The sequence below is a fragment of the Komagataeibacter europaeus genome, assembly GCF_002173515.1.
Lineage (GTDB): Bacteria > Pseudomonadota > Alphaproteobacteria > Acetobacterales > Acetobacteraceae > Komagataeibacter > Komagataeibacter europaeus.
Map to the genome: position 1 here is coordinate 1,532,057 of NZ_CP021467.1, position 22,610 is coordinate 1,554,666.

Consider the following 22,610-nt stretch of genomic DNA (forward strand, 5'->3'; position numbering starts at 1 on the left):
GGGACTTCACACTCCGACATAACGGGAAGAAAACAGGCGCGCGGGATCAATGACGGTCAGGCTCCGCCCATCGGGCAGGCTGGCCTGGGGAAAGCCCGAAGGCGTAAGCGGCGTGGGCGTGCCCGTGATTTCCACGGTGCCCGCGGCACCACTGGCCAGCAGGGCGATGCGCCCCAGCGGAATGCTGGAAACCGAACGCAGCAGCAGCATCACGCCAGGCGCCTCCAGCGGCGCGCCCCCCAGCAGGACCGAAAGGTCGAATACGGTATACAGGTCGGCCTGATAGCCATGCACGCCGCGTACACCGGGCGGGCAGTCGGGCCTGCGGGGCATATCACTCCAGACCGGATCGGTCACGCGCAGCACGGCATGCAGGTCCACCCCGCAGGCCTGTCCCGCAAGGTCCAGCATGACCAGCAGCCGCCCCGCAGCCGCCCCCGCCTGGTCCCGCCCGCGCGCAGCCATGATCCGCGCGCGTTCATGCAGCACCCGCCGGGCGAAGGCGTCCTTGCCCGATGGTGGCGTGATGTCCCCGTTTTCCGTCACGATGTCACCTGCGCATGACGGACTGCCGGTGCCTCACTGGCCTGCCGGGCCAGGCGCAGCAGTCCCCCCGCCGTCATGCCGTCCCCATCGGGCAGCACGGTATCGGGCGGGCGACGGCGGGCCAGTTCCATCATCTGCTGGCGAAGCCGGTTTGCCTCCACGCAGCCCCCTGCATCTTCCAGCAGGCGGGCAAGGTAGCAGCGCGCCATGATATGGTCGCGGCACAGATAGATGACCCGGCGAAACGATTCCTCGGCCTGAAGCAGGCTGCCTTCACCCCATGCCAGCACGGCAAACAGGAAATGGATGCGGGTATCCATGGGATGGCGCAGCAGGTGGTCACGGCACATGCGCATGGCCAGCGGAACCTGTCCCGTATCAGCAAGCTGCCGGATTTCGGTTGCGACAGCCACGCTGTCCACGGCGGGCACGGGCACCAGCGCGCGCGTGGGCCTGCGCCGGGGCATGTCGGACGCGACGGGCGCATCCCGCGCGTCCCCGCCCTGCTTCGCGGGCAGGCGAAACGCCAGCGTGCCCGGCAGGCGCACGGTTTCAAGGCTGGGCGCGAAACAGGACGCGGGTTCGGAATGCCCCAGCAGGATCCAGCCTTCGGGCGCAAGCCGGCCCGCCATGGCATGGACCAGCGCCTGCGCCTGCGCCTGCGCGAAATAGATCAGCACGTTACGGCACAGGATCAGGTCGAATGGCCCCGGCGGCCCACCATCGGGCCGCAGCAGGTCAAGGACATTGCTGTACCGAAACCGGACCATGCGGCGATAGCATTCATGCAGCCGCCATATCCGCGGACTGACGGGGGCGAACCACGCGGCGCACTGCGCAGGGGCTATGTCACGCAGGGTCCATGCGCTGAATTCGGCCTGCCGCGCCTGTTCAAGGGCGCGGGTGCTGATATCGGTGCCCAGGATTTCGACATGCCAGTCAGCGGGGTTCATCCCCGCCTCGTCCAGCAGGCGCGTCAGCAGGATGGCGATGGAATAGGGTTCGGCACCGTTGGAACAGCCGACACTCCATATCCGCAGGTGGCGCGTGGCCCGCGCACGGCGGATCAGTCGTGGCAGGATGGTGCGTTCAAGGGCCGCGAACTGTTCGGCATAACGGAAGAAAAACGTCTCCCCTATGGTGATGGCGGATTCAAGTTCCCGCCATTCCCTGTCGCCCCGCGCCCCATCAGCCAGCAGGGCAAGGTAGTCATGGCAGGTACGGCAGCCATGCAGCGCCATGCGCGCGCCCACCACCTGTTCCAGCAGGTCGGCCTTGTCCATATAGTAGTGCAGCCCCGTGCGGCGGGTGACCGCGTTGAGCAGCCGCCGCAGGCCCGCGGGGGGAAAGGCGGCCGGTCCGGTCATGAACGCCCTTCCCCATGCCCGTCGTCACCGGGCATGTCGGGTTGCGGTGTATCGATCGCGGCCCACAGGGTGGCGCGCGCACGGGTACGTTCCATCAGGGTATCCAGCCGCATGCGTTCATCATCATTGATGATGTCGGTCATGCGCAACATGAATGCAATGCCACCATCCCCAAGTTCCAGTTCCCGCCCTGCGTCACTGTCCCCCGCCATGTCACCGTCAACCGTGCCGGATGCAACGGGAACGGGTCGCGCAACCGCGCATACCGCGTCCACCAGCAGGGCCACGCTGCCCCCGCCGGGCAGGTTGCACAGCAGCAGCGGGCAGTACAGCAGGTCCACGGGCCGGCGCACCGCCTGCGTGCGTTCACCCAGCAGCACGCCAAGGTCGATCACCACCACCATGGTCGCCCCCAGCCGGAACCAGCCCGATACATGTGGCAGCGACACGGCCACCGGCATGAGTTCGGGCACGGGCATGCATTCCCTGACCACGAGGCCCGCGGGCAGGCCGTACTGCCGCGAACCGACGCGAAAGATCATGACGGGCGGCAATGGCAACCGGCCCGATCCATATCCCTTGTCCTGCTGTGGCGTGGCGTAATCCATTAGCGACGGCGCACCTGCTGTTTCCCATATGCACAAGGCAGAAGTTTGCATTTAATACAAGCGGTCGCTACCTCGGTCTGGAATGCGTTTCCAACAATCCCGGGAAGCAACACCCATGACCGGAGTCTTGTTTTAATGGACAGTCCCTTTTCCAACCAGCCGCAGGATCGCACGCTGCCCCCCGCCACCAATGCCGCGGGGAGGGTGAATATGCCACGTATCGTGCGGCTGGCGGTATGGTCGGTTTTCTACTTCCTGTTCTATCTGGTGCAGCAGGTATCGGAACTGGTCGCCCCCCTGGTGCTGATCCTTGGCATCGGGTGGAGCGCGCTGCCCCATATCATCGGGATCGTGAACGGCGCCGTGGGCAGCGACCCGCAGACACGCGACATGATCGCGCATGTCACGCATTCCATTCCCGACCACCTGGAGGTGGGGTCCCACCTGCTGACCCCGTCCTCGCTGGTCTTTGACGGGCTGCTGCTCATGGCGGCCGCGGCGCTGTGCGCCACGCTGTCCACCATTGCCGCGCGCACCATGTAAAGACAGACAGGGCCGCCCGCATGTTCCGCCTGCATGATGTCAGTTACGCCCATGGCGGCAGCGCCGGGGTGGCCGCGCTGTCACATATCAGCCTTGACGTGCCGCAGGGTGAATTCCGCTGGCTGCTTGGCCCCTCGGGTGCGGGCAAGTCATCGCTGCTGTCCATCCTGTCGCTGGAGGTGCAGGCCAGTGCCGGCATGGTGGAAATACTGGGCGTGCCGGTCATGCAGGCGCGGCGCAGCAACCTTGCGCGCCTGCGCCGCCGCATCGGGACGGTATGGCAGGATTTCCGGCTGCTGCCCGACCTGAGCGTGTTTGACAACGTCGCCCTCCCGCTGCGCCTGCAGCACCGCGCGGAGGACGAGATCGCCCACGAGGTCCACGCCATCATGAAATGGGTCGGGCTGGAAAACCGTCTGGACGCACGGCCGCTGCAGCTTTCGGGGGGGGAGCAGCAGCGGGTCGCGATCGCGCGCGCGGTGATCTACCGCCCCGCCCTGCTTCTGGCGGATGAACCGACCAATGCGCTGGATGAACGGCAGGCGGGCCGCCTCATGGCCATGTTCCACCGGCTGGCGGAACTGGGCACGACCATCGTGGTGGCCACCCATAACGACGCGATCGTGGAAAAATATCCCGCCCCCGCCATCGAACTGGCGCATGGCCACATGGTGCGGGATTACCGCTGATGGCACGCAGGCGCTATCATGACGGACTGGCCCTGCACCAGGCATTGCCGGGGCAATTCCTGCCATTTCTTGTCGCGGCCATGTCCTTCCTTGCGGCGCTGGCGCTGGCGGGGGGAATTGCGGCGCATGGCCTGTCGCAGCGCTGGACCCATGGCGCGGGGGCCGTAACAACCGTGCAGGTGCCCGGCCCCGATGACCCCGCCGCCGGTTCGGGCACCCGGATCGCGGCCGTGCAGGACATTCTGACCCATGCCCCCGGCATCATCACGGCGCACCGGCTGAGTGACGCGGAACTGCGCAGCCTGCTGGCCCCGTGGATCGAGCAGACCGGGGATGCATCCCTGCCCCTGCCCGCCGTGATCGAGGTGCATACGGCGGCCGGACAGGACCCGATGCCCCCCCTGCTGCCCCGGCTGGAAGCCATTGCCCCGGGCGTGATGGTCGAACATGACAGTGTATGGAGCGACCGGCTGGCCGCCCTGGCCGCAAGCCTGCAGGCCTGTGCGCTGCTGGCCGTGCTGATCGTGATGACGGTGGCGGTGTGCGTGGTCATGGCCGCGACACGCGCGGGCCTGCAGACCCGGCGGCAGGCCATTGCGCTGATCCATTCGCTGGGTGCGATGGACAGCTATATTGCCGGGCGGTTCGCATCCCGCGTGGGGCTGCTGGCGCTGGTTGGGGGACTGGGGGGCAGTCTTGCGGCACTTCCCATGCTGCTGGCCATGTCGCATCTGGCCGCTCCCTTTTCCGCCGTGACCGATGCGCAGGCCACGGCCCCCGTGGACTGGCGCGATCCCCGTGCATGGGCGGACATCGTGCCGCATGCGCTGTTATGGATGCTGCTGGCGCTGCCGCCCGCGGCAGGCATGACGGGCTGGGTCACAACCCAGCTGACCGTGCGGGCATGGCTGCGCCGCCTGCCATGACACGGTCGCCACACGGCAATGGACGACCTTCCCCCTTCCGCCGCAGGCTGCTGGCCACGGGCATACTGGCCACCGTGCTGGCATGGATGGCGGGACTGGCATGGTTTACCCGTGACGCCATGCGTCCCCCCGCACGGCCGCCGCATGTGGACGGGATCGTGGCGCTGACGGGCGGGCAGGGCCGGATTGACGAATCCCTGCGCCTGCTGGCGCAAGGCGATGCGGACCGGCTGCTGATTTCCGGCGTGGACCTGCATGCGACGCTGGGTGATTTCCTGCGCCACCAGCCACAGCCCACGCCACTGGCATTATGGATGCGCACGACACTGGGCCACAGCGCCACGTCCACGCTGGGCAACGCGGATGAAACGGCGGCCTGGGTGCGGGCCTACCATATCCGCAGCCTGGTCGTGGTGACGGCGGGGTACCATATCCGCCGCGCCATGATGGAAATCGCGCGCACGGTGCCCGATGTGCGACTGTATGGTTACCCGATCCAATCACCCGCGCTGCAGCACCTGCTGCATCCCGCCACCATACGGCTCATGGTGACGGAATATGACAAATGGCTGCTGGCGTGCCTGGATGTCGCGCGCCTGACGCGGCCATTGCACGGCCTGATCAACCATACCGATACCCGCCCCGGCGCGCCCCCCGTCATGGGCTGAATACCGGGTCGCCGCTTGTCCTGACGCCGGTTTTCTGGTGTTAGGAAAACCCATTCACACTGATGGACCCGTTCGTGATGACAGTACTGCGCGCGTTTGCCTTCAACCTGTATTTCCTGCTGCTGACCATCATCATGGGCATTCTGGCCTTTCCCATCCGGCTGTTCGCACCCGGGCGGGCGCTGGCCTATGCCAAGGCATGGACGGGGCTGACCCTGCGGGGGCTGCGGCATATCTGCCGGATCGACATACAGGTCAGCGGCATGGAGCACCTGCCTGCCGGTCCATGCCTGCTGGCGTGCCAGCACCAGTCCGAATTCGATACGCTGGTCTGGATGAACCTCGTGCCGCGCCCGGCCTATGTCATGAAGCGCGAACTGGAGCGCATACCACTGGTCGGCCCCATGCTGCGGCTGAGCGGCATGATACCCGTGGACCGCGATGGCAAGGCAAAGGCCCTGCGCGCCCTGCTGGCCGCAACCGATGCAGCCGTGGCCGACGGGCGGCAGATCATCATCTTTCCCGAAGGCACGCGCACGGCCCCCGGTGCCCCCGTCAGCCTGCAGCCGGGCATTGCCGCCCTTGCCACCCATACCGGGCTGCCGGTCATTCCCGTGGCGACGGATGCGGGGCTGTACTGGAAACCCGGCGGGCTGCTGAAACGCCCGGGCACCATCCATATTGTCGTAGGCGCGCCCCTGCCCGCAGGGCTGCGGCGGGCGCAACTGCTGCCCGCCATTGGCCAGGCGTGGCGGCAACTCTGCACCCGTCACGGACTGCCGGTGCCCGCGCAGGCAACCCCCGCCAATCCCGCCTAGGGACGGCGCACGGCGCGCCCTGCCACGCGCCTGCCCACAAAACCGGCAAGGGCATGGGTCATACCTGCCCCAAGGATCGCATCACAGGCAGCAATTCCCGTTAATGTCACCACCCCTGCTGACGCCAGCAGGCTGATCCCCGTTCCCGCCGCCCATGAAACGAAGGCACGCCAGACCACCGGCCTGCGGGCCGCATGGACCATGCTGTCGTGATCCAGTGCATGCAGGACAAAGAAGTCGACAGTGACGATGCCTGCCACCGGGACAAAGGCGATGGAGAGATAGAACAGGAAAGCGATAAAGTGATCCAGCAGCCCCCCAAACGCCAGCACGGTCCCAAGCAGGCCGCATGCCAGCGTAAGGACAGGGCGACTGGTCTGGTGCGATCGGGCGGGAAACACTGTGGCGGCACTCAATATCACGCTGTACAGGTTCAGTGCGTTGACCGTCCATGTGCCACCGAATACCAGCCCGAAGGCCAGTAGTCCCAGCCCCATATGCAACATGATCTGCAGCATTCCGCCCTGCGGGACCAGAACGCCCGCGACACCGCCCGCAAACATGACAAACGAGGCGGACAGCAGATACGCACACACGGACACCAGCACGACATCCCTGTCGCGATGCAGAAAACGGCACAGATCTGGCATGATGACCGCACCAACCGCCACCCCGCCCACCACGGCGGAAATGACATCGCCCATCCGCAACGCATGACCATGGGGCATATGATCCATGATGCCCGCATGCGGCACATCCAGAGCGCACAGCAGCAGCCAGACGGTCGCAAGGAACAGTAGCGGCGTCAGCACCAGCGACAGCCGGTCAATCGCACACAGCCCCACCGTGGTGGTCAGGGTCATGAGCAGCCCACTGCCCAGTTCCACCGGCCAGATGGGCCCATGCCACCCCCATAGCGTTGCCAGAAGAACGCGCATGCCATCGGCAAACAGGTCGATATTGACCCCGAACCACCCCAGCAGGGACACGGCAAAGGCGGCATTGAGCGCCATCGCCCCCCGTTCCCCGAAGACCAGCCGGGCCAGCATGTATGAACTCAGCCGCGTGCGCGCGCCCACAATCCCCATAAGGGAGCCGATAATGGTCAGGATAAGGCCACCCGCCAGCATGCCAGTCACGAAACCAGGCATGGTGGTCACACGCGCCAGATCGACCCCTGTCACCAGTGTTGGCAGGGACACGCTGAAAGCCGACATCATCAGCGCGACACGCCACCATGGCAGGGCGACACCCTGCGGCACGGTTTCGGTCAGATAATCGCCATCCGGGGACATCGTACCTCCCCCGCCCGTCAGAGCCGGTGCGTATCGTAATCAATCTCCGCATAACCAAACGCCTGCGGCCCGACGACATCCAGCGCCTGCGCTGTCCGCAGCAGATCGTGCGCGGGCAGGCCGATCACCGCGACGGGCAGGCCGTACTTGACCAGTTCCGTCGTAATGGGTTCCCCCGTTTCGTGTTCGACCATCATGATCAGGTCGGGCACGCAGGCCATCACCGCGTCATCCACCCACAGCACCAGGTTTTCATTCTGGATGGCGATGCGTGCCGTGCATCCCGCATACGCGCCATTGCCCGCGACCATGACCATGCCGACGGAAAAACCGCCCTTCATTTCCCGCACGACCGCCGTGACCCTGCCGGTAAACAGCAATGTCGCGTCGGCCACGACCAGCAGGCGTTCCAGCACATCCGCCCGCGTCGCCCGCGCATCGACTATGGCCCGCCCGATACGCAGGGCCTGTGTTACCGTGCCGGGCAATGCCGCGCGCCGGATGAAAGCCATGCCCATGGGGGCGGTGCACATGCCGGCGCTGCCGCCCATCTGCACCGTGACCGCGCGCGCCAGTGCCTCCAGCCGGTACATGGTATCCACCGGGTCGAAGGTGACGACATTACCCTTGTCATCCGCCACGGCGGCGGGTGAGCACGCCTGCCCGTAAATGAAGAACGTCGTCATCTGCACTTCGGGAAAGGCACGGCCCATGCCATCCCCATCCAGTACCGGCAACCCCGCCTGTGCTGCAATCGCGATCGGTTCGATACCGTTTGATCCCCCGATTTCCTCCGAAATCAGGGCATCTGCCCGACGTCCGGTCGTCCGTTCCAGTGCGCGCAGGGCATGCAAGCATTCGTCACCACGCTTTATCTTTTCCACCCCCACCACCGGCGCGCCAATACTGCCTAGGGCATAGACCGTTGCCGTATCATCAAGCGCGTCAAAGGGAATGATACGCACCTGCGCGCCTGCGCGGATCAGTTCGCGCGTGCGCAGCATGCCCAGATAGGGATTGCCCCCACCACCGGTGCCCAGCACGGCACAGCCCAGTGACAGGGGCAGGAGGTCTTCCTCCCCGATCACATAACCCCATTCAGACATGCAGATCCCCGATTACCTTGATACGGATGCGCGTGGCGTTACCCGGCAGGTACGCAAGTGGAATTTCCTCGATATCGATGACCTCCAGCCCGTCGGGGGCCGCGCCGGCGGCAATCGCCATATCCATCGCCCCCTTGCGCGCATCCGCCATCGCCGCGTCACGCGACACGGTCGCAAGGCTGTAGACACGGTCGGTTTCGCCCGAAACCTGCGCAATCGCGGCGCCGACCGCGTTCGCGACCGCGAAATGCGCGGGTTTCATGACCGGCAGGCCCGCAAGGGTTTCATGATCGACCAGGATTGAACCACCACCCACCACCAGCACCGGCAGCATATCGGCGGAAATACGTGCCCGTTCCACGCACTGTTCCAGCAGGGCGGTGATGGCACGCCGGGCGTCACGCACCAGCGCGGGCGGCAGATCGCCCACACGCGACCGGTCCCCCAGCGACGCGCCGCCCGCCGCCACCATGATGTCCGTCGTGGTCAGGGTCGCACCGCCGAAGACCATACCTTCATCCGCAAGACGGTAACCGACCGAGTCCGGTCCCACCGTAATCCTGCCTTCCGCCTGCCGGATGATGGAACCACCCCCCAGCCCTACGGAAAACACGTCGGGCATACGGAAATTGGTCCGTACGCCACCGACTTCCACCGCAATTCCGGCCTGTCGTGGCAGACCGCCCCGCAACAGCCCCGCGTCACTTGTCGTGCCGCCGACATCAACCACGATCGCATCCGCGACACCCGACAGGAAAGCCGCGCCACGCATGGAATTGGTTGGTCCCGATGCAAAGGTCATGACGGGAAAACGCTCGGCAAAACCGGCATCCATCAGGGTACCGTCATTCTGGGTCAGGTACATCGCCCCCTGAATGCCACTTTGCGCCAGCGCGTCACGAAAGGCGGTGATGACCGTGCGCGACAGATCACGCAGACAGGCATTCAGGATGCTGGCATTTTCACGCTCCAGCAGGCCGATACGACCGATCTCGTGTGATTTCGTGACATGAACACCGGGCATTTCCGCGTTCAGGATCGCTTCGGCCCGATGTTCCATTTCCGCATTGACGGGGGAAAAGATGGACGAAACCGCAACTGATCCCACACCCTGCGCCCGCAACTGTGCCGCGATGCCGCGCAGGGCCGTCTCATCCAGCGGTGCTATTTCGCGCCCATCGAACTCATTGCCACCCGCAATCATGTAGCCCCGCCCGGCAATGGCGTCGCGCAGGTCGGTGGGCCAGTCGGTCATGGGCGGCAGACAGGCGGATGCAGGCAGACCAAGCCGGATGGCGGCGGTAGGGGCAAGATCACGGCGCTGCACCACCGCATTGGTGAAATGAGTCGTGCCGATCATTACCGCACTGACGGCAGATGCGGGCTGCCCCGATATTTCAAGTAGCCGGGACAGGGCTGTGCGCACGCCGCTCATGATATCGCCGGTTGTATATATCTTGCACGATGCCAGCACCCCGTCCGGGGTGATCATGGCAGCATCCGTATTGGTGCCGCCGACATCAATGCCAATTCTGATCATGGAAAAGTCCCTGCCATCCGACAGACCGGAAATAACGGTGGAAATCAGTAAATCACCGATGCCATATTGTTATGGTAACGATATGAATGAGCCCGTCAACATCATTCCCTGCGGTCACCATAACCACTATCCCATGCCATCATGCCAGACAGCGCGCACCGATACAGTGATGGCTCCGGCTGGATGATCTTACCGCCCCTGCCGGCATGAAGGTTGTATAGACAGGTGCTGCGCCCATGCAGGGCATCCACGGCAACCATGCGGGGATGAGCGCAACTCACGAAAATGTGCTTTTTATTATAATTGTTATTAACAGGTAATGTGTTTTGTATTAAAATCGTTATTTATTAATCGTTTACTTCATAATCTATGAAAATTTATCTGTTATTTTGAAATTCTCCATCTCCGCGATCAATACGCGGAAATGCGTATTCCATGACACCACAAGGGGGGTCGAAAGTATCCGGGCACAATTCCGATGCATTTTCATACGGCGGGAAATATTCATGGTTACACAGCATGTGCGGTCCCCCAACCGGGATCATTACCTTCCATCTGCCTGCAACCATGAGGCCGCACGACCACGCAGACGCAGGCCCATGTCACGGCACCTGTGTCTTCTTGCCGCGTCCATGCTGTCCTTTTCCAGTCTGGGCATGGCGCAGGCAGCCCCTGTATCCGCTGCGGACGGCGCGACAGACGTGGACAAGCCACCGCCCCTGCCGAAAATTGTCATACCGGATGTGCTGAAGCCCCGACTGACGGCCCTGAGCGATGAACAGAAGGCCTTTCTGACCAGCCCGGCGCTGTACATGTTCGCCCGGCCACCGGGGGGACCTGCGCAACTGTTCGCCAAGCTGGAAAAAGAAACACCTGAAGAAATCAGTGCCTATGTCTCGGCCATGGTATCGGTTGCCGAACAGGTCGATTTCAAGCCGGGCCGGGATCCCGCCAGCATTCCCCTTGATACGAAATCACCCAGTTTCAATGCATGGAATGCCCGCATTCCCCAGCAGCTCAATCCGAAACGTGAACCGGGGCCGATCCAGATCACACGTTACATTGGTGGCGAATACGGGTCGTTCAGCGGCATTCCCACCTTTGCCTATGCCCCCATTGCCCTGACACCCGAGGATCTGAAGGCGGGCAAGGTGGATGTCGCGATCGTGGGGGCGCCACTGAACATGGGATCCGGCTTCCGTGATGCACAGCACGGCCCGATGGACATGCGCACGTCACGCGGCGCACAGGGACCGTGGGGGCCGGACATGTACACCATGGTCGATCCCATCGAGGAACTGAAGATCGTCGATTACGGTGACGTGGCGATAGACAATCTCAGCACCGAACGCAGCATTGACGAAGTGCGGCGCACTGTGGCGGAAATCGCCCGTGCAGGTTCCATCCCCGTGGTCGTCGGCGGTGACCACTCACTGGAATATCCCGACGTGGCGGGCATTACCGATGTCTATGGCAAGGGGAAAGTGGGGGTCGTGCACTTCGATTCCCACTACGACGCCTGGCACAACGAACCCCACCTGATCGATCATGGGCAGCCGGTATACCGGGTCATCCATGAAGGTCACGTGCAGGGGAAAAACTATATTCAGGTCGGCCTGCGCTCACGTGGGCCGGAGGAAGCGGGCTTCAAATGGATGCGCGATAACAACATGCGCTACCACACCATGGTGGAAGTGGAAAAACGCGGCTGGAACGCCGTCATGGAACGCGCACTGGCGGAAGCCAGCCAGAATACGGACAAGCTGTGGATTTCCTTTGATATCGATGCGCTGGACCCGGCCTTCACCCCCGGTACGGGCACGCCCGTTCCCGGCGGCCTGACCCTGCGGGAAGCACAGCCGATCCTGCGCCGCCTGTGTGCCGAGAAGAATGTTGTCGGTTTCGATATCGTGGAGTACGCGCCCTATCTCGACACCAGCTACAAGACCGCGCTGAACGCCAATTTCCTTCTCAACGCCTGCCTGACCGGCATTGCCATGCGCAAGAAAGGCATCACGCAGAAAAACTATCTCAGCCCGCTTACCGTCGATCATCAGCGTGATCACCTGGGGGGAACATCAAAGTGAGAACGGGTAATCCAATGCGCAAAATGCTCTTTCTTTCGACCCTGGCAGCCGTGCTGGCCGGTCCGTTATTCCCCCCGGCGCATGCACAGGCCCCGGCGCAACCCGATGCCCTGGCCGGCCTGACACCAGCGGAACGCGCCTTCGCCACCGATCCACACAAACTGGCGGAATTCCGCCTGACACCGGAAAAGGTGCGCATGGTCCTGACCGGACGCAGCACGGTGGAGGCGAAGGATTATATTGATGCCATGATGAATGCCGTGGCGAAAGAAGCCTTCCAGCCCGGCGATCAGCCCGATATTCCGCTAAACACCACGTCCGCCCTGGCCTTCAATGGGGAAACCGTTGTCCGGCCCGCCATTCTTGATGACCTGCACCGTGACCCCGGTCCCATCATCCTGGACCGCTACATCCACCAGAAAACCGGCATTCCCACCTTCGCGCACGCCCCGTTCGCCCTCCACCCCGAAGATCTGGAAGCAGGCCATGTGGAGGTTGCCTTCGTCGGCGTGCCACAGGATTTCAGCACCGGCTGGCGTGACGCCCTTCATGGTCCCATGATGCTGCGGACCGCGGATTACCTGACGGGCAGCGCCAGCGACCCCGATCCCGATACCGGCATCAATCCCGGCGCGGCGCTCCGTCTGGCCGATTACGGGGATCTCGCGGTGGATTACATGAGCGTGGAACGATCGGAAGCGCATATCCGTGACATGATCGCACAGATGGCCCGTCTGCATGTTGTCCCGTTTGTCATCGGTGGCGATCATTCCGTCATGTTTCCCGATGTATCCGGGCTGTCATCCGTCTACGGGCATGACGCCATATCAATCGTGCAGTTTGATGCGCATGGCGAAACGGACTGGGAAGATGACGGACACCTGCGCGCGGATAACCAGTCCGTACGGCGGCTGGTGGAAAACGGCAGCGTCCTGCCCCAGAATATCATTCAGGTTGGCGTAAGGGATGGCACCCCATCCATCCAGCCCACGACATCGCGTCCCGGCAGCGTTGTCACGCACCCGGTCACCGAACTGGAGCAGCACGGCACGATGGCCCTGTTGCAGACCGTGAATGATGAACTGAAGACAAAAGCGCATAAGGTCATTGTATCATTCGACCTGAGTGTTCTTGACCCCGCATACGCCACGGGCACGGGTCGCCCGCTACCAGGTGGCATGACCATGCGTGAGGCCATTCCCCTTGTCCGGGGCATATGCGCCAGCAACACGGTGGTTGGCTTTGAACTCCTTGATCCCGCCCCGGTACTCGATACCACCTACCAGACCGGCCAGAATGCCAATGCAATCATGCATGCATGCCTGACGGGCATTGCCCTCAACAGGCATCCGCACACATGATCCCATCCCATGCTGAAGGACTGTTGCAAAATACCAGGTTGATGGAAAAATAACAAAAGTTTCCGGGGGCTGCCTTTTCCACAAAGGCGGCATTTCCTGAAGTTGCCGGAAAAGCGTTACCAGAAACGGCTGCATGATCTGCAGGACGTCCTGATACCCCGCCATCCGCCAGATACGGAACCACATGCCGGAGGGGGATGCGCATCCCCTCCGGCAAAGTGCCTTCAGCGGCTGCCCTTTTCATCCGGCGCCGTCCCCTGCCGGGCCTGTAGGGCCGCAACCTGCTGCCGCAGGTCCATGATTTCCTGCAGAAGGTTTTCCACCGTCCGGTTCCCGACCCGTTCCACGGCGTAAAGGGAGGTAAACAGGGACATGGCCTGCCGCACCACCGCGGCGTTTTCCCTTCCCAGCTGTTCCAATCCGTCCGGGGTCGCGGATGGGGACTGCCGGTCCATGAATTCGGCCATCATGCGTTCCAGGTAATCGGAAACCTCGCCCTGCCTGCTGTCACCATAACAGCGGATAAGCTGGCGCAGGAAGGCAACCGGCAGCATGGCGCGCCCACGGGTTTCCTCTTCCAGCATGACCTGCGCCAGCACGCCACGGGTTATGTCGTCGCCCGTGCGGGCATCAAGAATGACGAAGGCACGGTCCTGTTTCACCATGTCCATCAGGTTTTCAAGGGTGATATAGGCCGAAAGTTCGGTATCGTACAGCCGCCGATTGGCGTATTTCTTGATGATTACCGGAACAGAAGATACCGACAAATGCCTTCCTTTCGCATGGATCAGGCCCGTAACACCCCGATGGGCCATGACACCGCCCCCAGATGGCAGCGGCCACCCCGGCCAGACATTGCGCATGCAGGCCAGCCATGGGGACTTCCCCCCCGGCATGGCCCTTTCATACCCACCCCCTGACCATGTCCAGCCCTGCGGCAATGGGTTCAGTGCGCGGCATGCGCCTGTCCCTGCATCCATGACCGCCAGACAGCCTGTATTATGTCATAATATCAGGGACTGGCCATGAGCCGGATCATTAATTGTGATTCCGGATGGGAAAACAATATCGCCCTCCGGCCCGGTTCCCCATCCGCATGTTCCGGCCATGCCGGGATGATGGCCATTTCCGCCCCCTGTCCCGCCATGAAGCCCGTGTTCTCCTGCCTGTAAAACGCAGATGTATCCACCTGCGTTTCCCCGGCCGCGCCAAACATGACGCAGTCTGTCAGAAACTGTCCTTTTCACCGCGCAACCGCGCCAGGGTCGCCACGTCGCCCGCACGCAGGAAGGGGTTGGTCAGACGTTCCACCGACAGCGGCACCGGCAGGGTTGGCAATCCCCTGCGCCGCAGGTCCGCCACCTGGCCCGCACGCTGTTTCAGCGCGGCGTTATCCGGATCGACATGCAGGGCAAAACGGGCATTGGACTGGGTATATTCATGTCCGCAGCAGATCAGCGTGTCATCCGGCAGGGCCTTGATGCGTTGCAGGCTGGCGAACATGTCGGCGGGCGTCCCCTCGAACAGTCGCCCGCACCCCATGCTGAACAGCGTATCGCCACAGAACAGCGCCGGGCCGTCGGGAAAATAATAGGATACCTCCCCCGCCGTATGCCCCGGTGTTGCGATCACCTGCGCCCGGGACTGCCCCAGGGCCACGACATCCCCGTCGCGCACCGCGATATCAAGGCGTGGCAGGCGGGCGGCCTCCGCTGCCGGTCCCACGATCCGCGCGCCATAACGCTGGCGCAGGGCGTCAGCCGCCGCGATATGGTCGGCATGGTGATGGGTCAGGAAAATCAGGTCCAGCCTGCCCCCCGCCGCGTCGATGGCGGCAGTCAGGGGCGCTTCCTGCGCCGGGTCAACCATGCCGGCCGCCCCCGTTACGCCATCATGCACGAACCAGGCATAATTGTCCGACAGGATGGGAATCGCCTTTATGTCCAACTTCTGCGTCATGGCTGTCCTCCAGCACTTTGGTTGCATGGCCTGAATGCCCGGCATGACGTGATGGCCCGGGCGGCGGGGTGTGCTAGTGTGTACCAATGCCAGCGAACATGCACACCGCCGCAAGTTTCTATGCCACCCGCCGGGGTCAGGCGGCCGCCCGCCTGCTGTGCCAGCGCATGGCCGCCTTCTGGCCCGAAGGCACGCAGGGCCACACGCTTGGCCTTGGTTACGCGCTGCCCTTCCTGCCGCTGTGGGACCGGCCCGACAGGCCATGCATGTCGGCGCGGCTGGACACGCACGTCACGCGCGATGCGCTGCCATGGCATGGGCGGGACTGTATCGTAACCGGCACGCACCTGCCATTCGATGACCTGAAATTCGACCGTATCGTGATGATCCATGCGCTGGAGGTCAGCGAGGACAAGAACAGCCTGCTGCGGCAGGTATGGAAAATCCTGAAGGATGACGGGCGACTGCTGCTGGTCGTGCCCAACCGGGCGGGGCTGTGGGCGCATACCGACAATTCCCCCTTCGGGCAGGGCACGCCATTTTCACGCCGGCAGATCACGCGCTGGCTGGCCAATGCCTGTTTCCAGGCGCAGCGCCATGAAGACGCGCTGTATGTCCCGCCCGCCGGGCCATGCCCCGCAGGTCCGGTCCGCATGGTGGAATGGACGGGGCGCAACCTGTTTCCCCGGCTGGGCGGGGTGTGCATGATCGAAGCGGTCAAGGACATATACGCCGCCGTGCCCGCGCGCCCCGCGACACTGGTGCCGACGGGGCTGCGCCTGCGGCAGGCACGGGTTTTTTCACGAAATACCACGCCACGGCGGCAACCGCGCGACATGCAGAATACTTGACCAATTTTACTGAAATCTCCATGAACATTATCCCATGTCGCTGATTCAATCCCTCAAGCTCGTCATCGCCCCGCCGCACCCGGCCGCGCGCCCTTTTCTCCTCGCGTCGGGGGCCGGGGCCATCATCGGTCGGCTGCTGCCGTTCCGGGTGACCCGGTGGCTTGGCACGGCCAGTGGCCTGTTCTTTGGCTTCTGCCTGTATTTCTTCCGTGACCCCGAGCGCGTCACGCCGGCCGAACCGAACCTGGCGGTCGCCCCTGCCGACGGGCACATCGTGTCGATCGAGAAAGTGGCCCCCCCGCCGGAACTGGACATGGGCGACGCCCCGGTGTGGCGGGTTGCCACCTTCCTGTCGGTTCTGGACGTGCATGTGAACCGCATGCCGGTCGCGGGCACCGTGACACGGATCGCCTACCATGCCGGGCAGTTCCTGAACGCCAGCCTGGACAAGGCGTCCGAACTGAACGAACGCAACGCGCTGCGCGTGACGCTGAAGGATGGCAGGCAGGTTGCCGTGGTCCAGATCGCGGGGCTGATCGCACGCCGCATCCTGTGTGATGCCGAGGAAGGCATGCAGTACGAAACCGGCGAACGTTTCGGCCTGATCCGCTTTGGCTCGCGCACCGACCTGTACCTGCCGCCCGATGTCACACCACTGGTTGAAGTCGGACAGACCATGATTGGTGGCGAAACCGTGATGGCACGGCTTTAATCCGGCATGGCCACCCCTCCCACCACACCGGTACGCCGTATACGACGCCTGAAAAAACGCCAGCGCCCCCGCGTCCGGGGTCTGTCGTTCAACCGGATGATCCCCAACCTGATGACCATGCTGGGCCTGTGCGCGGGCCTGACGGGCATGCGATTCGGGCTGGAGGGACGCTTTGGCAGCGCCGCCACCGCACTGCTGATCGCCGCCTGCATTGACGGGCTGGATGGCCGCATTGCGCGCCTGCTGCGCGGCACGAGTCGTTTCGGGGCGGAATTCGACAGCCTGTCGGATTTCCTGTGCTTTGGCGTGGCCCCTGCTTTCGTGCTGTACCTGTGGGCACTGCATGAAGGCGGCCGTTTTGGCTACATCCCGTGCATCATGTTCACGGTCTGCATGGCGCTGCGTCTGGCGCGGTTCAACGCCAGCCTCGATGACGATGCCAACCAGCCCAAATACGCCAGCAACTTCTTTACCGGCGTCCCGGCCCCTGCGGGCGCGGGGCTGGCGTTGTTCCCGCTCTTCCTGGGGCTGGAGGCGCAGCACCTGCATTGTGACTGGTTGTATGAACTGACGCGCGACCCGCTCCTGCCCGCGCTGACACTCAGCGGCACGGCCTTCCTGCTGGTCTCGACCCTGCCGGTCTGGTCATTCAAGAACTTCAAGGTCCCGTCCCCCATGATCCTGCCCACCATGCTGGGCACGGGGGCCTATGCCGCCGTTCTGGTGGCCGAACCATGGGGCGCGCTGGCAGCCGCCGGGATCATCTACATCCTGCTGCTGCCCATGAGCAGGCGGAGCTTCCACCGTCTGCGCCGCGAGGCCGAGGCCCTGCAGGAAAACGACGATCAGCCTCTGGCCTCGCCTTCGGCCTGATCGCCCGTCCCCTGTTCCCGGGACAGCCAGCAGACCGATAAGCGTGTCTGGTGAAGCTTTTTTTAAAGCTTCAGGGAACGCCGCCTTTTTGAAAAAAGAGGCGGCACCCGAAAGCTTTCGTCCTCTTTATATTTCATGCGGACAGTTCGTCTTCACCCTGCATGCGCCAGCGGATAAGGGCGTCAAGTATTTCCGCGGGCGACGGCGGGCATCCCGGCAGCAGCAGGCTGGCCCGCGCACGACCCTCCACCCCGCCCAGCACCGCATAACTGGGCGTGAACACGCCCCCGTCCACCGCGCAATCCCCGACAGCGGCCAGCAGCCGCGTACCGGGCATGGCCTGCCACGCCAGTTCCACGACCGGGGCCATTTCCACCGTCAGGCTGCCGGTCACCAGCAGCAGGCCGGCCTGTCGCGGCGTGGACACGAAACGGATATCGGAATGCCCTTCCACCAATGCGCGCGACAGGCTGCGCAGTTCCAGCGCACAGCCGGTGCAGCCACCGGTTTCCATATGGAAGATGTCCAGCGGCAACATGCGGGGCAGCGCCGTGCCTTCGGGCCAGAACAGGTTGAGATACGCCATCATTCCTTCCTACAGGTCGGCCGATGCCGCCGACAGGCCGAGGGAGGCAAGGATCAGTGGCACATCCTCATACATCGCGCCGGATAACACCTGTGGCAGCGCCTGAAACAGCAGCAGGGCCGGATCGCCACACCACCACGCGGCCACCCGGCCATTTTCAACACGTAGCCAGTGCCAGACCGGCCCGGCCGGTCCTTCGGCACAGCCAATCCCTTCGCCTGATCCATATTCACCCACGGGTGGTGCCGTAAGGGCGACCGCATCCAGCGTGGACAGGATCTCCACCGCTGTTTCGACTTCATACAGCCGCAGCGCAAGCCGGGCGGTCACATCGCCCGCCATTGCGCAGGAGCCATCCGGCCATACTGCGGGCGGGCGCGATCCGTAGGGTCCGGGATCGGATTCAACACCACCGGCCCGTCCCACGCATCCGGCGATCCCCCAGTGACCGGCCACGTCCGCCCGCAGGATACCCCGCCCCCGCGCCTGCATCGCCATGCCACGCGGCCGCCAGAACAGGTGCCGCAGCGCCGTGCAGCCCGCGCGCAGTTCCGCCAGCAGTTCCGTGGGAAGGGACATTCCCCGTTCATTCCCGCCCACAGGCGGCAGCACGTCAAACAGCAGGCGACTGCCGCACATATCCCGACAGGCCTGCCGCACCCGTTCCAGCAGGGTTGCCGCAAGAATGACGAAACGCCGGTCCGCCAGCAGCTCGGCGGCAACGGCCAACGTATCCAGATGGGCCATGATGCGCCCGAGTTCCCCCACGAACAGGGCCGCATCGTGCATGCCTTTGGCGCCATTGCCTTCCATCACCGCCAGCGCGTCGGCAAAGGCCTGCTGGTGGGCAACCGTGGCCGTTGCATCAATCCGGGCCACCAGTCGTGCAGCCTGCGCCACGGTCGCCCCCCGCATGCGCGCGCACAGGCCACGATGGGCGTAGCCCATGCGGGAATGCACCTGCATGATCCGCTCCCCCGGCACGCCCAGACGCAGGTGAAAGGGCGCGTTGAAATCCCCCTCCGCCGGGCCATGGCCCAGCATGGTGCCACCGGCCTGCACGATGGTTGCATCATCGATGAATTCCACGCCCTCGGGCGGCGCAGGGGCTGGCGGGGGGCGGTCGCGCAGGGGCCATGTCACCGGCCATCGTCCCTGATCCAGCCACGGGGCGCTGGCTGTCGCCCCCATGGCCTCGATCCCCCACAGATCCTGCATGATGCGTTCAGACGCACTGGCCCCGGCCCGCGCCGGGGACAGGGCAAGGTAGCGCCCGTCCGTTACCGCGACACTTGCCATCAGCGGACGCGTTCCCTCCATGAACAGGGCATGCACCTGCCCCCCGTCCGACCACAGGCCAAGAAGCGGCAGGGTGGAATGGGACAGGGCCGCCGCCATGTCATGCCACCCCTGCTCATCCAGCACGAAACGCCCGGGACAGGCGGCAGGCATGCCGCTGCGGATCAGGTCAGCCACCGGCGTCATCACCACCCGTTTCCCATCTGGTAATATGCAGCACAGCCAAGCACCATGCACCCGATGGCCAGCAACAGCGACGCCTGCCCCCATTCTGACCTGTCATGCCCCGCCCCCGTGCGTGCCGCCATGACTGGCCACAGGCTGGCGCCAGCCAGCAGCGCCACGGGGGGAATTTCCCCCATTTCCCCCACCAGTACCAACACGACCGCCATGCCGGGCAGGGAGGGCGGCCACAACATGGATCCCGACAGCCGACCGCCCCATGGCGTGATACAGGCCATGACCAGCAGGCAGGCGGCAAGCGGCAGCCCCCCGATGGCACCACCCGGCAGCCCCGCAGCCAGCACGGCCCAGCCAGCCCAGTACCCCGCCGGAAAGGATCGTCCCTGCCGCGACAGGACCGCCCATGCCAGGCACACGCACCCCATGAAGGTCAACGCAGGCAACAGGACCGGCCAGGTACGGGCCGCCTGCGCCAGAACCGGCAGGACGGCCAGTATTTCCATGTTCCAGTCCGGCGCAACCGGCCCCGCACGCCCCGGAACGCCACAGGCCAGCAGCAGTCCGCCCACCAGCAGGATCGCCCCGGCCTGATCCTGCACATGCCCCCAACCCGCCTGCAGCATGAACAGGCCACCCTGCGCCACAAGCAGGCCACCCAGCCCCATGCGCAGCGCCTGCCACCCGTCCCGCTCCAGCCCGCGCGGCCCGATCGCCAGTCCAAGCCGCACCACCAGTCCGCAGCCCAGAAAGGCCTCAAGCAGGTCACACCGTCCGAACGCGGTGGCAAGGGCGGCAATGCCAGACAGGAAAAAGGGCAGCACCTCCCTTTCACGCGGGGTGACCCCATCCCCGCGGCGCGGCCCGAAAACCCACACGCACAATGCCAGCGCGGGGCCGCATCCCGTCAGGATCCGCGCCATATCGGGGACGGGGCCGCTGCCCATGCCACACAGGACCAGCAGCAGCACAGCCAGCAGGCCACGCAACGCCAGCGCCCCGCCCGTCACCAGCACGGCGGTCAGGGCCAGCACCATCCAGCCGCCCAGCAGGCTGGCATAAAGCGACGGCGCCATCATGCCGCCCCGCCATGCGACCGGGGATGCGTGGCCAGCAGGATGTTCAGGCCGATCGCCGCCATAATCACCTCCGCCATGACCAGCATGCTGTCCGCCCGCGCCGCCAGCAACATGACGCCATCCAGCCCGCAGGCCAGCCCCGCGCATAATGCGACCGGCCCGCGGGCGATACACGCCCCCCACACGCCACACAGGATGGCGGAAAGCCCCGTCATGCCCATAAGGCGCGCCGTCATGTCCACCTGTGGTCCCTGCATGACGGCCTGCGCCAGCACCGCGATACAGACCAGCCCGCCTGCAAGGCGCAGGCCGCTGCGTTCACGCCCCGCCGCAGGGATATGCAGCATCTGCGCGCCCAGCAGCCCCAGCAGTCCCGCCAGCCCCACCGCCATGACACATGCCGGCCCGACCTGCCCCTGGGTCCAGCGCGACAGGCACACGCATGCAGCCATGCACGCGCCATGCCAGACCGGGCCGCCACCCCGTCCCCCCGACGTCGAAAGCGAAAGAATGACCAGAACGCCAAACAGCAGTACCAGCATGGTCAGCCCATCCCCCGTCCAGCAAACAGCAGTACCCCGGCCATGACGGCGCACAGCAGCGCCAGCCCCGCCCGCCAGCCCGCATGCCGCTGTCCCGACACCATGAAAACCCGTATCGCCGCGACACATCCGCATGCCAGCAGCATATGCACCGCCCACAGCGCGACCGCAGCCAGCATGGGCACCAGCACCCACGCACGCGGCAGGATATCGGGTTCCACAATGCCTTCGGGCCAGATCAGGTCACGCGCCAGCATCATCCACACCACCGCCAGCAGGTCACGCGCGTACTGGGCCACGGCACGGTCGGGACCGGCAAGATCCTCCAGCATGGCCGAGGACAGCCGTGATGTCGTGCCGTCCCCTTCCCCGCCCCCCGCGACGACCAGCGCACCGGCCACCAGCGCCAGCGGCACGCGCACAAGGTTCATGTCCGCCACATGCGCCTGCCGCACCAGTCCCGCCAGCGTGCCATCGGGCAGGCACATGCCCAGCACGGCGCAGGCCAGCAGCATGACCGGCTGGATCATGATCCCCCCGGCCACGACCCGCAGCCCCACATGGCCCGGCCGCGCCAGGCCCGGCGCAAGGGCGGCCACCACCAGCGCGAGGAAGGCCATTTCCAGCAATCCGCCGATAACCAGCACATCCGACAGGTCGCCACCGGGCATGCCAATGGAAAAGGATGGCACCAGCAATACCGCCACCATGCCCGCGGCCAACGCCAGCCAGGGGGCAACCGCCGTCACCTGCGCGCCAGCCGCCGAACGCACGCCCACCTGCCGCCATGCATGCAGCAGGGTGCGCCAGTGCGCGGTCGGGTCCGGCAGGCGGCGTTCGCCCTCCATCACCGCGGCCATCCAGCGCATCAGCCCGATCCATACGGGTACCGTCACCATGACCAGTGCCATGTGACAGCCAGCCAGCAGAAGCGCCTGCATCCGCGCAGCAATGGAAAATGACGTCATCATGCGG

Annotated in this window: 23 protein-coding genes; 10 read left to right on the forward strand and 13 right to left on the reverse strand. The window is 64.7% G+C overall.

What is annotated here, in order from left to right:
* Positions 1–6: 6 nt before the first annotated feature.
* Genes S101446_RS07070 through S101446_RS07080 form a run of 3 tightly spaced genes read right to left on the reverse strand, consistent with a single transcriptional unit; the run spans position 7 to position 2,521 of the window.
* The gene (locus S101446_RS07070) at positions 7–546 is read right to left on the reverse strand and encodes a chemotaxis protein CheW (protein WP_010506538.1); all 540 of its coding nucleotides are present in this window, start codon (positions 544–546) and stop codon (positions 7–9) included.
* The gene (locus tag S101446_RS07075; RefSeq protein WP_087607993.1) at positions 543–1,913 is read right to left on the reverse strand and encodes a CheR family methyltransferase; all 1,371 of its coding nucleotides are present in this window, start codon (positions 1,911–1,913) and stop codon (positions 543–545) included. The genes S101446_RS07070 and S101446_RS07075 overlap by 4 nt, the downstream gene beginning before the upstream one ends.
* On the reverse strand, positions 1,910–2,521 hold the full coding sequence (locus S101446_RS07080) for a chemotaxis protein CheW (RefSeq protein WP_087607994.1): 612 nt from the start codon (positions 2,519–2,521) through the stop codon (positions 1,910–1,912). The genes S101446_RS07075 and S101446_RS07080 overlap by 4 nt, the downstream gene beginning before the upstream one ends.
* A 135-nt stretch (positions 2,522–2,656) precedes the next feature.
* Between S101446_RS07080 and S101446_RS07085 the strand changes: the two genes are divergently transcribed.
* The 5 genes from S101446_RS07085 (at position 2,657) to S101446_RS07105 (ending at position 6,165) form a co-directional block, all read left to right on the forward strand.
* A complete protein-coding gene (locus tag S101446_RS07085; RefSeq protein WP_087607995.1) occupies positions 2,657–3,064 on the forward strand; it encodes a hypothetical protein in 408 nt (135 codons plus the stop codon).
* Between the two features lie 20 nt (positions 3,065–3,084).
* On the forward strand, positions 3,085–3,753 hold the full coding sequence (locus S101446_RS07090) for a cell division ATP-binding protein FtsE (protein WP_010506546.1): 669 nt from the start codon (positions 3,085–3,087) through the stop codon (positions 3,751–3,753).
* Complete coding sequence (locus tag S101446_RS07095) at positions 3,753–4,679, forward strand: FtsX-like permease family protein (RefSeq protein WP_087607996.1); 927 nt, start codon at positions 3,753–3,755, stop codon at positions 4,677–4,679. The genes S101446_RS07090 and S101446_RS07095 overlap by 1 nt, the downstream gene beginning before the upstream one ends.
* Entirely contained in the window at positions 4,658–5,347 is a 690-nt protein-coding gene (locus tag S101446_RS07100; protein WP_087607997.1) for a YdcF family protein, read from the forward strand. The genes S101446_RS07095 and S101446_RS07100 overlap by 22 nt, the downstream gene beginning before the upstream one ends.
* A gap of 77 nt (positions 5,348–5,424) precedes the next feature.
* A complete protein-coding gene (locus S101446_RS07105) occupies positions 5,425–6,165 on the forward strand; it encodes a lysophospholipid acyltransferase family protein (protein ID WP_042710744.1) in 741 nt (246 codons plus the stop codon).
* On the opposite strand, the gene S101446_RS07110 is transcribed toward S101446_RS07105, so the two are convergent.
* The 3 genes from S101446_RS07110 to S101446_RS07120 are packed head-to-tail and all read right to left on the reverse strand — an operon-like array spanning position 6,162 to position 10,106.
* Positions 6,162–7,460 carry a cytosine permease gene (locus tag S101446_RS07110; RefSeq protein ID WP_087607998.1) on the reverse strand — a complete coding sequence of 433 codons (1,299 nt, stop codon included), beginning with the start codon at positions 7,458–7,460 and terminating at the stop codon, positions 6,162–6,164. The two genes, S101446_RS07105 and S101446_RS07110, sit on opposite strands and share 4 nt — an antisense overlap.
* A gap of 17 nt (positions 7,461–7,477) precedes the next feature.
* Entirely contained in the window at positions 7,478–8,566 is a 1,089-nt protein-coding gene (locus S101446_RS07115) for a DUF917 domain-containing protein (RefSeq protein WP_087607999.1), read from the reverse strand.
* Positions 8,559–10,106, reverse strand: a complete 1,548-nt coding sequence (locus S101446_RS07120) for a hydantoinase/oxoprolinase N-terminal domain-containing protein (protein WP_087608000.1) — start codon at positions 10,104–10,106, stop codon at positions 8,559–8,561. Before S101446_RS07120 ends, S101446_RS07115 begins: the two co-directional genes overlap by 8 nt.
* Before the next feature lie 599 nt (positions 10,107–10,705).
* On the opposite strand from S101446_RS07120, the gene S101446_RS07125 reads away from it, so the two are divergent.
* The gene (locus S101446_RS07125; protein WP_019090395.1) at positions 10,706–12,193 is read left to right on the forward strand and encodes an agmatinase family protein; all 1,488 of its coding nucleotides are present in this window, start codon (positions 10,706–10,708) and stop codon (positions 12,191–12,193) included.
* Between the two features lie 14 nt (positions 12,194–12,207).
* Positions 12,208–13,554, forward strand: coding sequence for an agmatinase family protein (locus tag S101446_RS07130; protein WP_087608001.1), 1,347 nt, complete (start codon positions 12,208–12,210; stop codon positions 13,552–13,554).
* Between the two features lie 224 nt (positions 13,555–13,778).
* Here S101446_RS07130 and phaR read toward each other — a convergent pair whose 3' ends face one another.
* A complete protein-coding gene (gene phaR / locus S101446_RS07135; protein ID WP_244184561.1) occupies positions 13,779–14,321 on the reverse strand; it encodes a polyhydroxyalkanoate synthesis repressor PhaR in 543 nt (180 codons plus the stop codon).
* A gap of 460 nt (positions 14,322–14,781) precedes the next feature.
* Positions 14,782–15,513, reverse strand: coding sequence for a hydroxyacylglutathione hydrolase (gloB, locus tag S101446_RS07145; RefSeq protein WP_048850438.1), 732 nt, complete (start codon positions 15,511–15,513; stop codon positions 14,782–14,784).
* 98 nt (positions 15,514–15,611) lie between these two features.
* On the opposite strand from gloB, the gene S101446_RS07150 reads away from it, so the two are divergent.
* From S101446_RS07150 to S101446_RS07160, 3 genes are read left to right on the forward strand one after another with little or no spacing between them, the layout of a single operon-like run.
* Entirely contained in the window at positions 15,612–16,364 is a 753-nt protein-coding gene (locus S101446_RS07150) for a methyltransferase domain-containing protein (protein WP_048850436.1), read from the forward strand.
* 34 nt (positions 16,365–16,398) lie between these two features.
* Positions 16,399–17,076 carry a phosphatidylserine decarboxylase gene (locus S101446_RS07155; RefSeq protein ID WP_010506572.1) on the forward strand — a complete coding sequence of 226 codons (678 nt, stop codon included), beginning with the start codon at positions 16,399–16,401 and terminating at the stop codon, positions 17,074–17,076.
* A gap of 6 nt (positions 17,077–17,082) precedes the next feature.
* Positions 17,083–17,949 (forward strand): CDP-alcohol phosphatidyltransferase family protein, encoded by an 867-nt coding sequence (locus S101446_RS07160; RefSeq protein WP_010506573.1) that lies wholly within the window; start codon positions 17,083–17,085, stop codon positions 17,947–17,949.
* 133 nt (positions 17,950–18,082) lie between these two features.
* Here the strand turns inward: S101446_RS07160 and S101446_RS07165 are convergent, their stop codons facing one another.
* Genes S101446_RS07165 through S101446_RS07185 form a run of 5 tightly spaced genes read right to left on the reverse strand, consistent with a single transcriptional unit; the run spans position 18,083 to position 22,606 of the window.
* Positions 18,083–18,538, reverse strand: coding sequence for an NADH-quinone oxidoreductase subunit B family protein (locus S101446_RS07165; RefSeq protein ID WP_048850433.1), 456 nt, complete (start codon positions 18,536–18,538; stop codon positions 18,083–18,085).
* A gap of 6 nt (positions 18,539–18,544) precedes the next feature.
* Positions 18,545–20,020 (reverse strand): NADH-quinone oxidoreductase, encoded by a 1,476-nt coding sequence (locus S101446_RS07170; protein WP_087608004.1) that lies wholly within the window; start codon positions 20,018–20,020, stop codon positions 18,545–18,547.
* Entirely contained in the window at positions 20,020–21,093 is a 1,074-nt protein-coding gene (locus S101446_RS07175) for a hypothetical protein (protein WP_087608005.1), read from the reverse strand. The genes S101446_RS07170 and S101446_RS07175 overlap by 1 nt, the downstream gene beginning before the upstream one ends.
* A complete protein-coding gene (locus tag S101446_RS07180; RefSeq protein ID WP_087608006.1) occupies positions 21,090–21,635 on the reverse strand; it encodes a hypothetical protein in 546 nt (181 codons plus the stop codon). The genes S101446_RS07175 and S101446_RS07180 overlap by 4 nt, the downstream gene beginning before the upstream one ends.
* Positions 21,636–21,637: 2 nt before the next feature.
* Positions 21,638–22,606, reverse strand: coding sequence for a hypothetical protein (locus tag S101446_RS07185; protein WP_087608007.1), 969 nt, complete (start codon positions 22,604–22,606; stop codon positions 21,638–21,640).
* Positions 22,607–22,610 lie beyond the last annotated feature (4 nt).

Excerpts from the sequence above, each read along its gene's own strand:
- S101446_RS07185 (WP_087608007.1), bottom strand. The coding sequence starts at position 22,606 with ATGATGACGTCATTTTCCATTGCTGCGCGGATGCAGGCGCTTCTGCTG.
- S101446_RS07090 (WP_010506546.1), top strand. The coding sequence starts at position 3,085 with ATGTTCCGCCTGCATGATGTCAGTTACGCCCATGGCGGCAGCGCCGGG.
- S101446_RS07125 (WP_019090395.1), top strand. The coding sequence starts at position 10,706 with ATGTCACGGCACCTGTGTCTTCTTGCCGCGTCCATGCTGTCCTTTTCC.
- S101446_RS07115 (WP_087607999.1), bottom strand. The coding sequence starts at position 8,566 with ATGTCTGAATGGGGTTATGTGATCGGGGAGGAAGACCTCCTGCCCCTG.
- gloB (WP_048850438.1), bottom strand. The coding sequence starts at position 15,513 with ATGACGCAGAAGTTGGACATAAAGGCGATTCCCATCCTGTCGGACAAT.
- S101446_RS07075 (WP_087607993.1), bottom strand. The coding sequence starts at position 1,913 with ATGACCGGACCGGCCGCCTTTCCCCCCGCGGGCCTGCGGCGGCTGCTC.
- S101446_RS07155 (WP_010506572.1), top strand. The coding sequence starts at position 16,399 with ATGTCGCTGATTCAATCCCTCAAGCTCGTCATCGCCCCGCCGCACCCG.
- S101446_RS07105 (WP_042710744.1), top strand. The coding sequence starts at position 5,425 with ATGACAGTACTGCGCGCGTTTGCCTTCAACCTGTATTTCCTGCTGCTG.
- S101446_RS07160 (WP_010506573.1), top strand. The coding sequence starts at position 17,083 with ATGGCCACCCCTCCCACCACACCGGTACGCCGTATACGACGCCTGAAA.
- S101446_RS07080 (WP_087607994.1), bottom strand. The coding sequence starts at position 2,521 with ATGGATTACGCCACGCCACAGCAGGACAAGGGATATGGATCGGGCCGG.
- S101446_RS07110 (WP_087607998.1), bottom strand. The coding sequence starts at position 7,460 with ATGTCCCCGGATGGCGATTATCTGACCGAAACCGTGCCGCAGGGTGTC.
- S101446_RS07170 (WP_087608004.1), bottom strand. The coding sequence starts at position 20,020 with ATGACGCCGGTGGCTGACCTGATCCGCAGCGGCATGCCTGCCGCCTGT.
- S101446_RS07130 (WP_087608001.1), top strand. The coding sequence starts at position 12,208 with ATGCGCAAAATGCTCTTTCTTTCGACCCTGGCAGCCGTGCTGGCCGGT.
- S101446_RS07100 (WP_087607997.1), top strand. The coding sequence starts at position 4,658 with ATGGCTGCGCCGCCTGCCATGACACGGTCGCCACACGGCAATGGACGA.
- S101446_RS07150 (WP_048850436.1), top strand. The coding sequence starts at position 15,612 with ATGCACACCGCCGCAAGTTTCTATGCCACCCGCCGGGGTCAGGCGGCC.
- S101446_RS07180 (WP_087608006.1), bottom strand. The coding sequence starts at position 21,635 with ATGCTGGTACTGCTGTTTGGCGTTCTGGTCATTCTTTCGCTTTCGACG.
- S101446_RS07095 (WP_087607996.1), top strand. The coding sequence starts at position 3,753 with ATGGCACGCAGGCGCTATCATGACGGACTGGCCCTGCACCAGGCATTG.
- S101446_RS07085 (WP_087607995.1), top strand. The coding sequence starts at position 2,657 with ATGGACAGTCCCTTTTCCAACCAGCCGCAGGATCGCACGCTGCCCCCC.
- S101446_RS07120 (WP_087608000.1), bottom strand. The coding sequence starts at position 10,106 with ATGATCAGAATTGGCATTGATGTCGGCGGCACCAATACGGATGCTGCC.
- S101446_RS07175 (WP_087608005.1), bottom strand. The coding sequence starts at position 21,093 with ATGATGGCGCCGTCGCTTTATGCCAGCCTGCTGGGCGGCTGGATGGTG.
- S101446_RS07165 (WP_048850433.1), bottom strand. The coding sequence starts at position 18,538 with ATGATGGCGTATCTCAACCTGTTCTGGCCCGAAGGCACGGCGCTGCCC.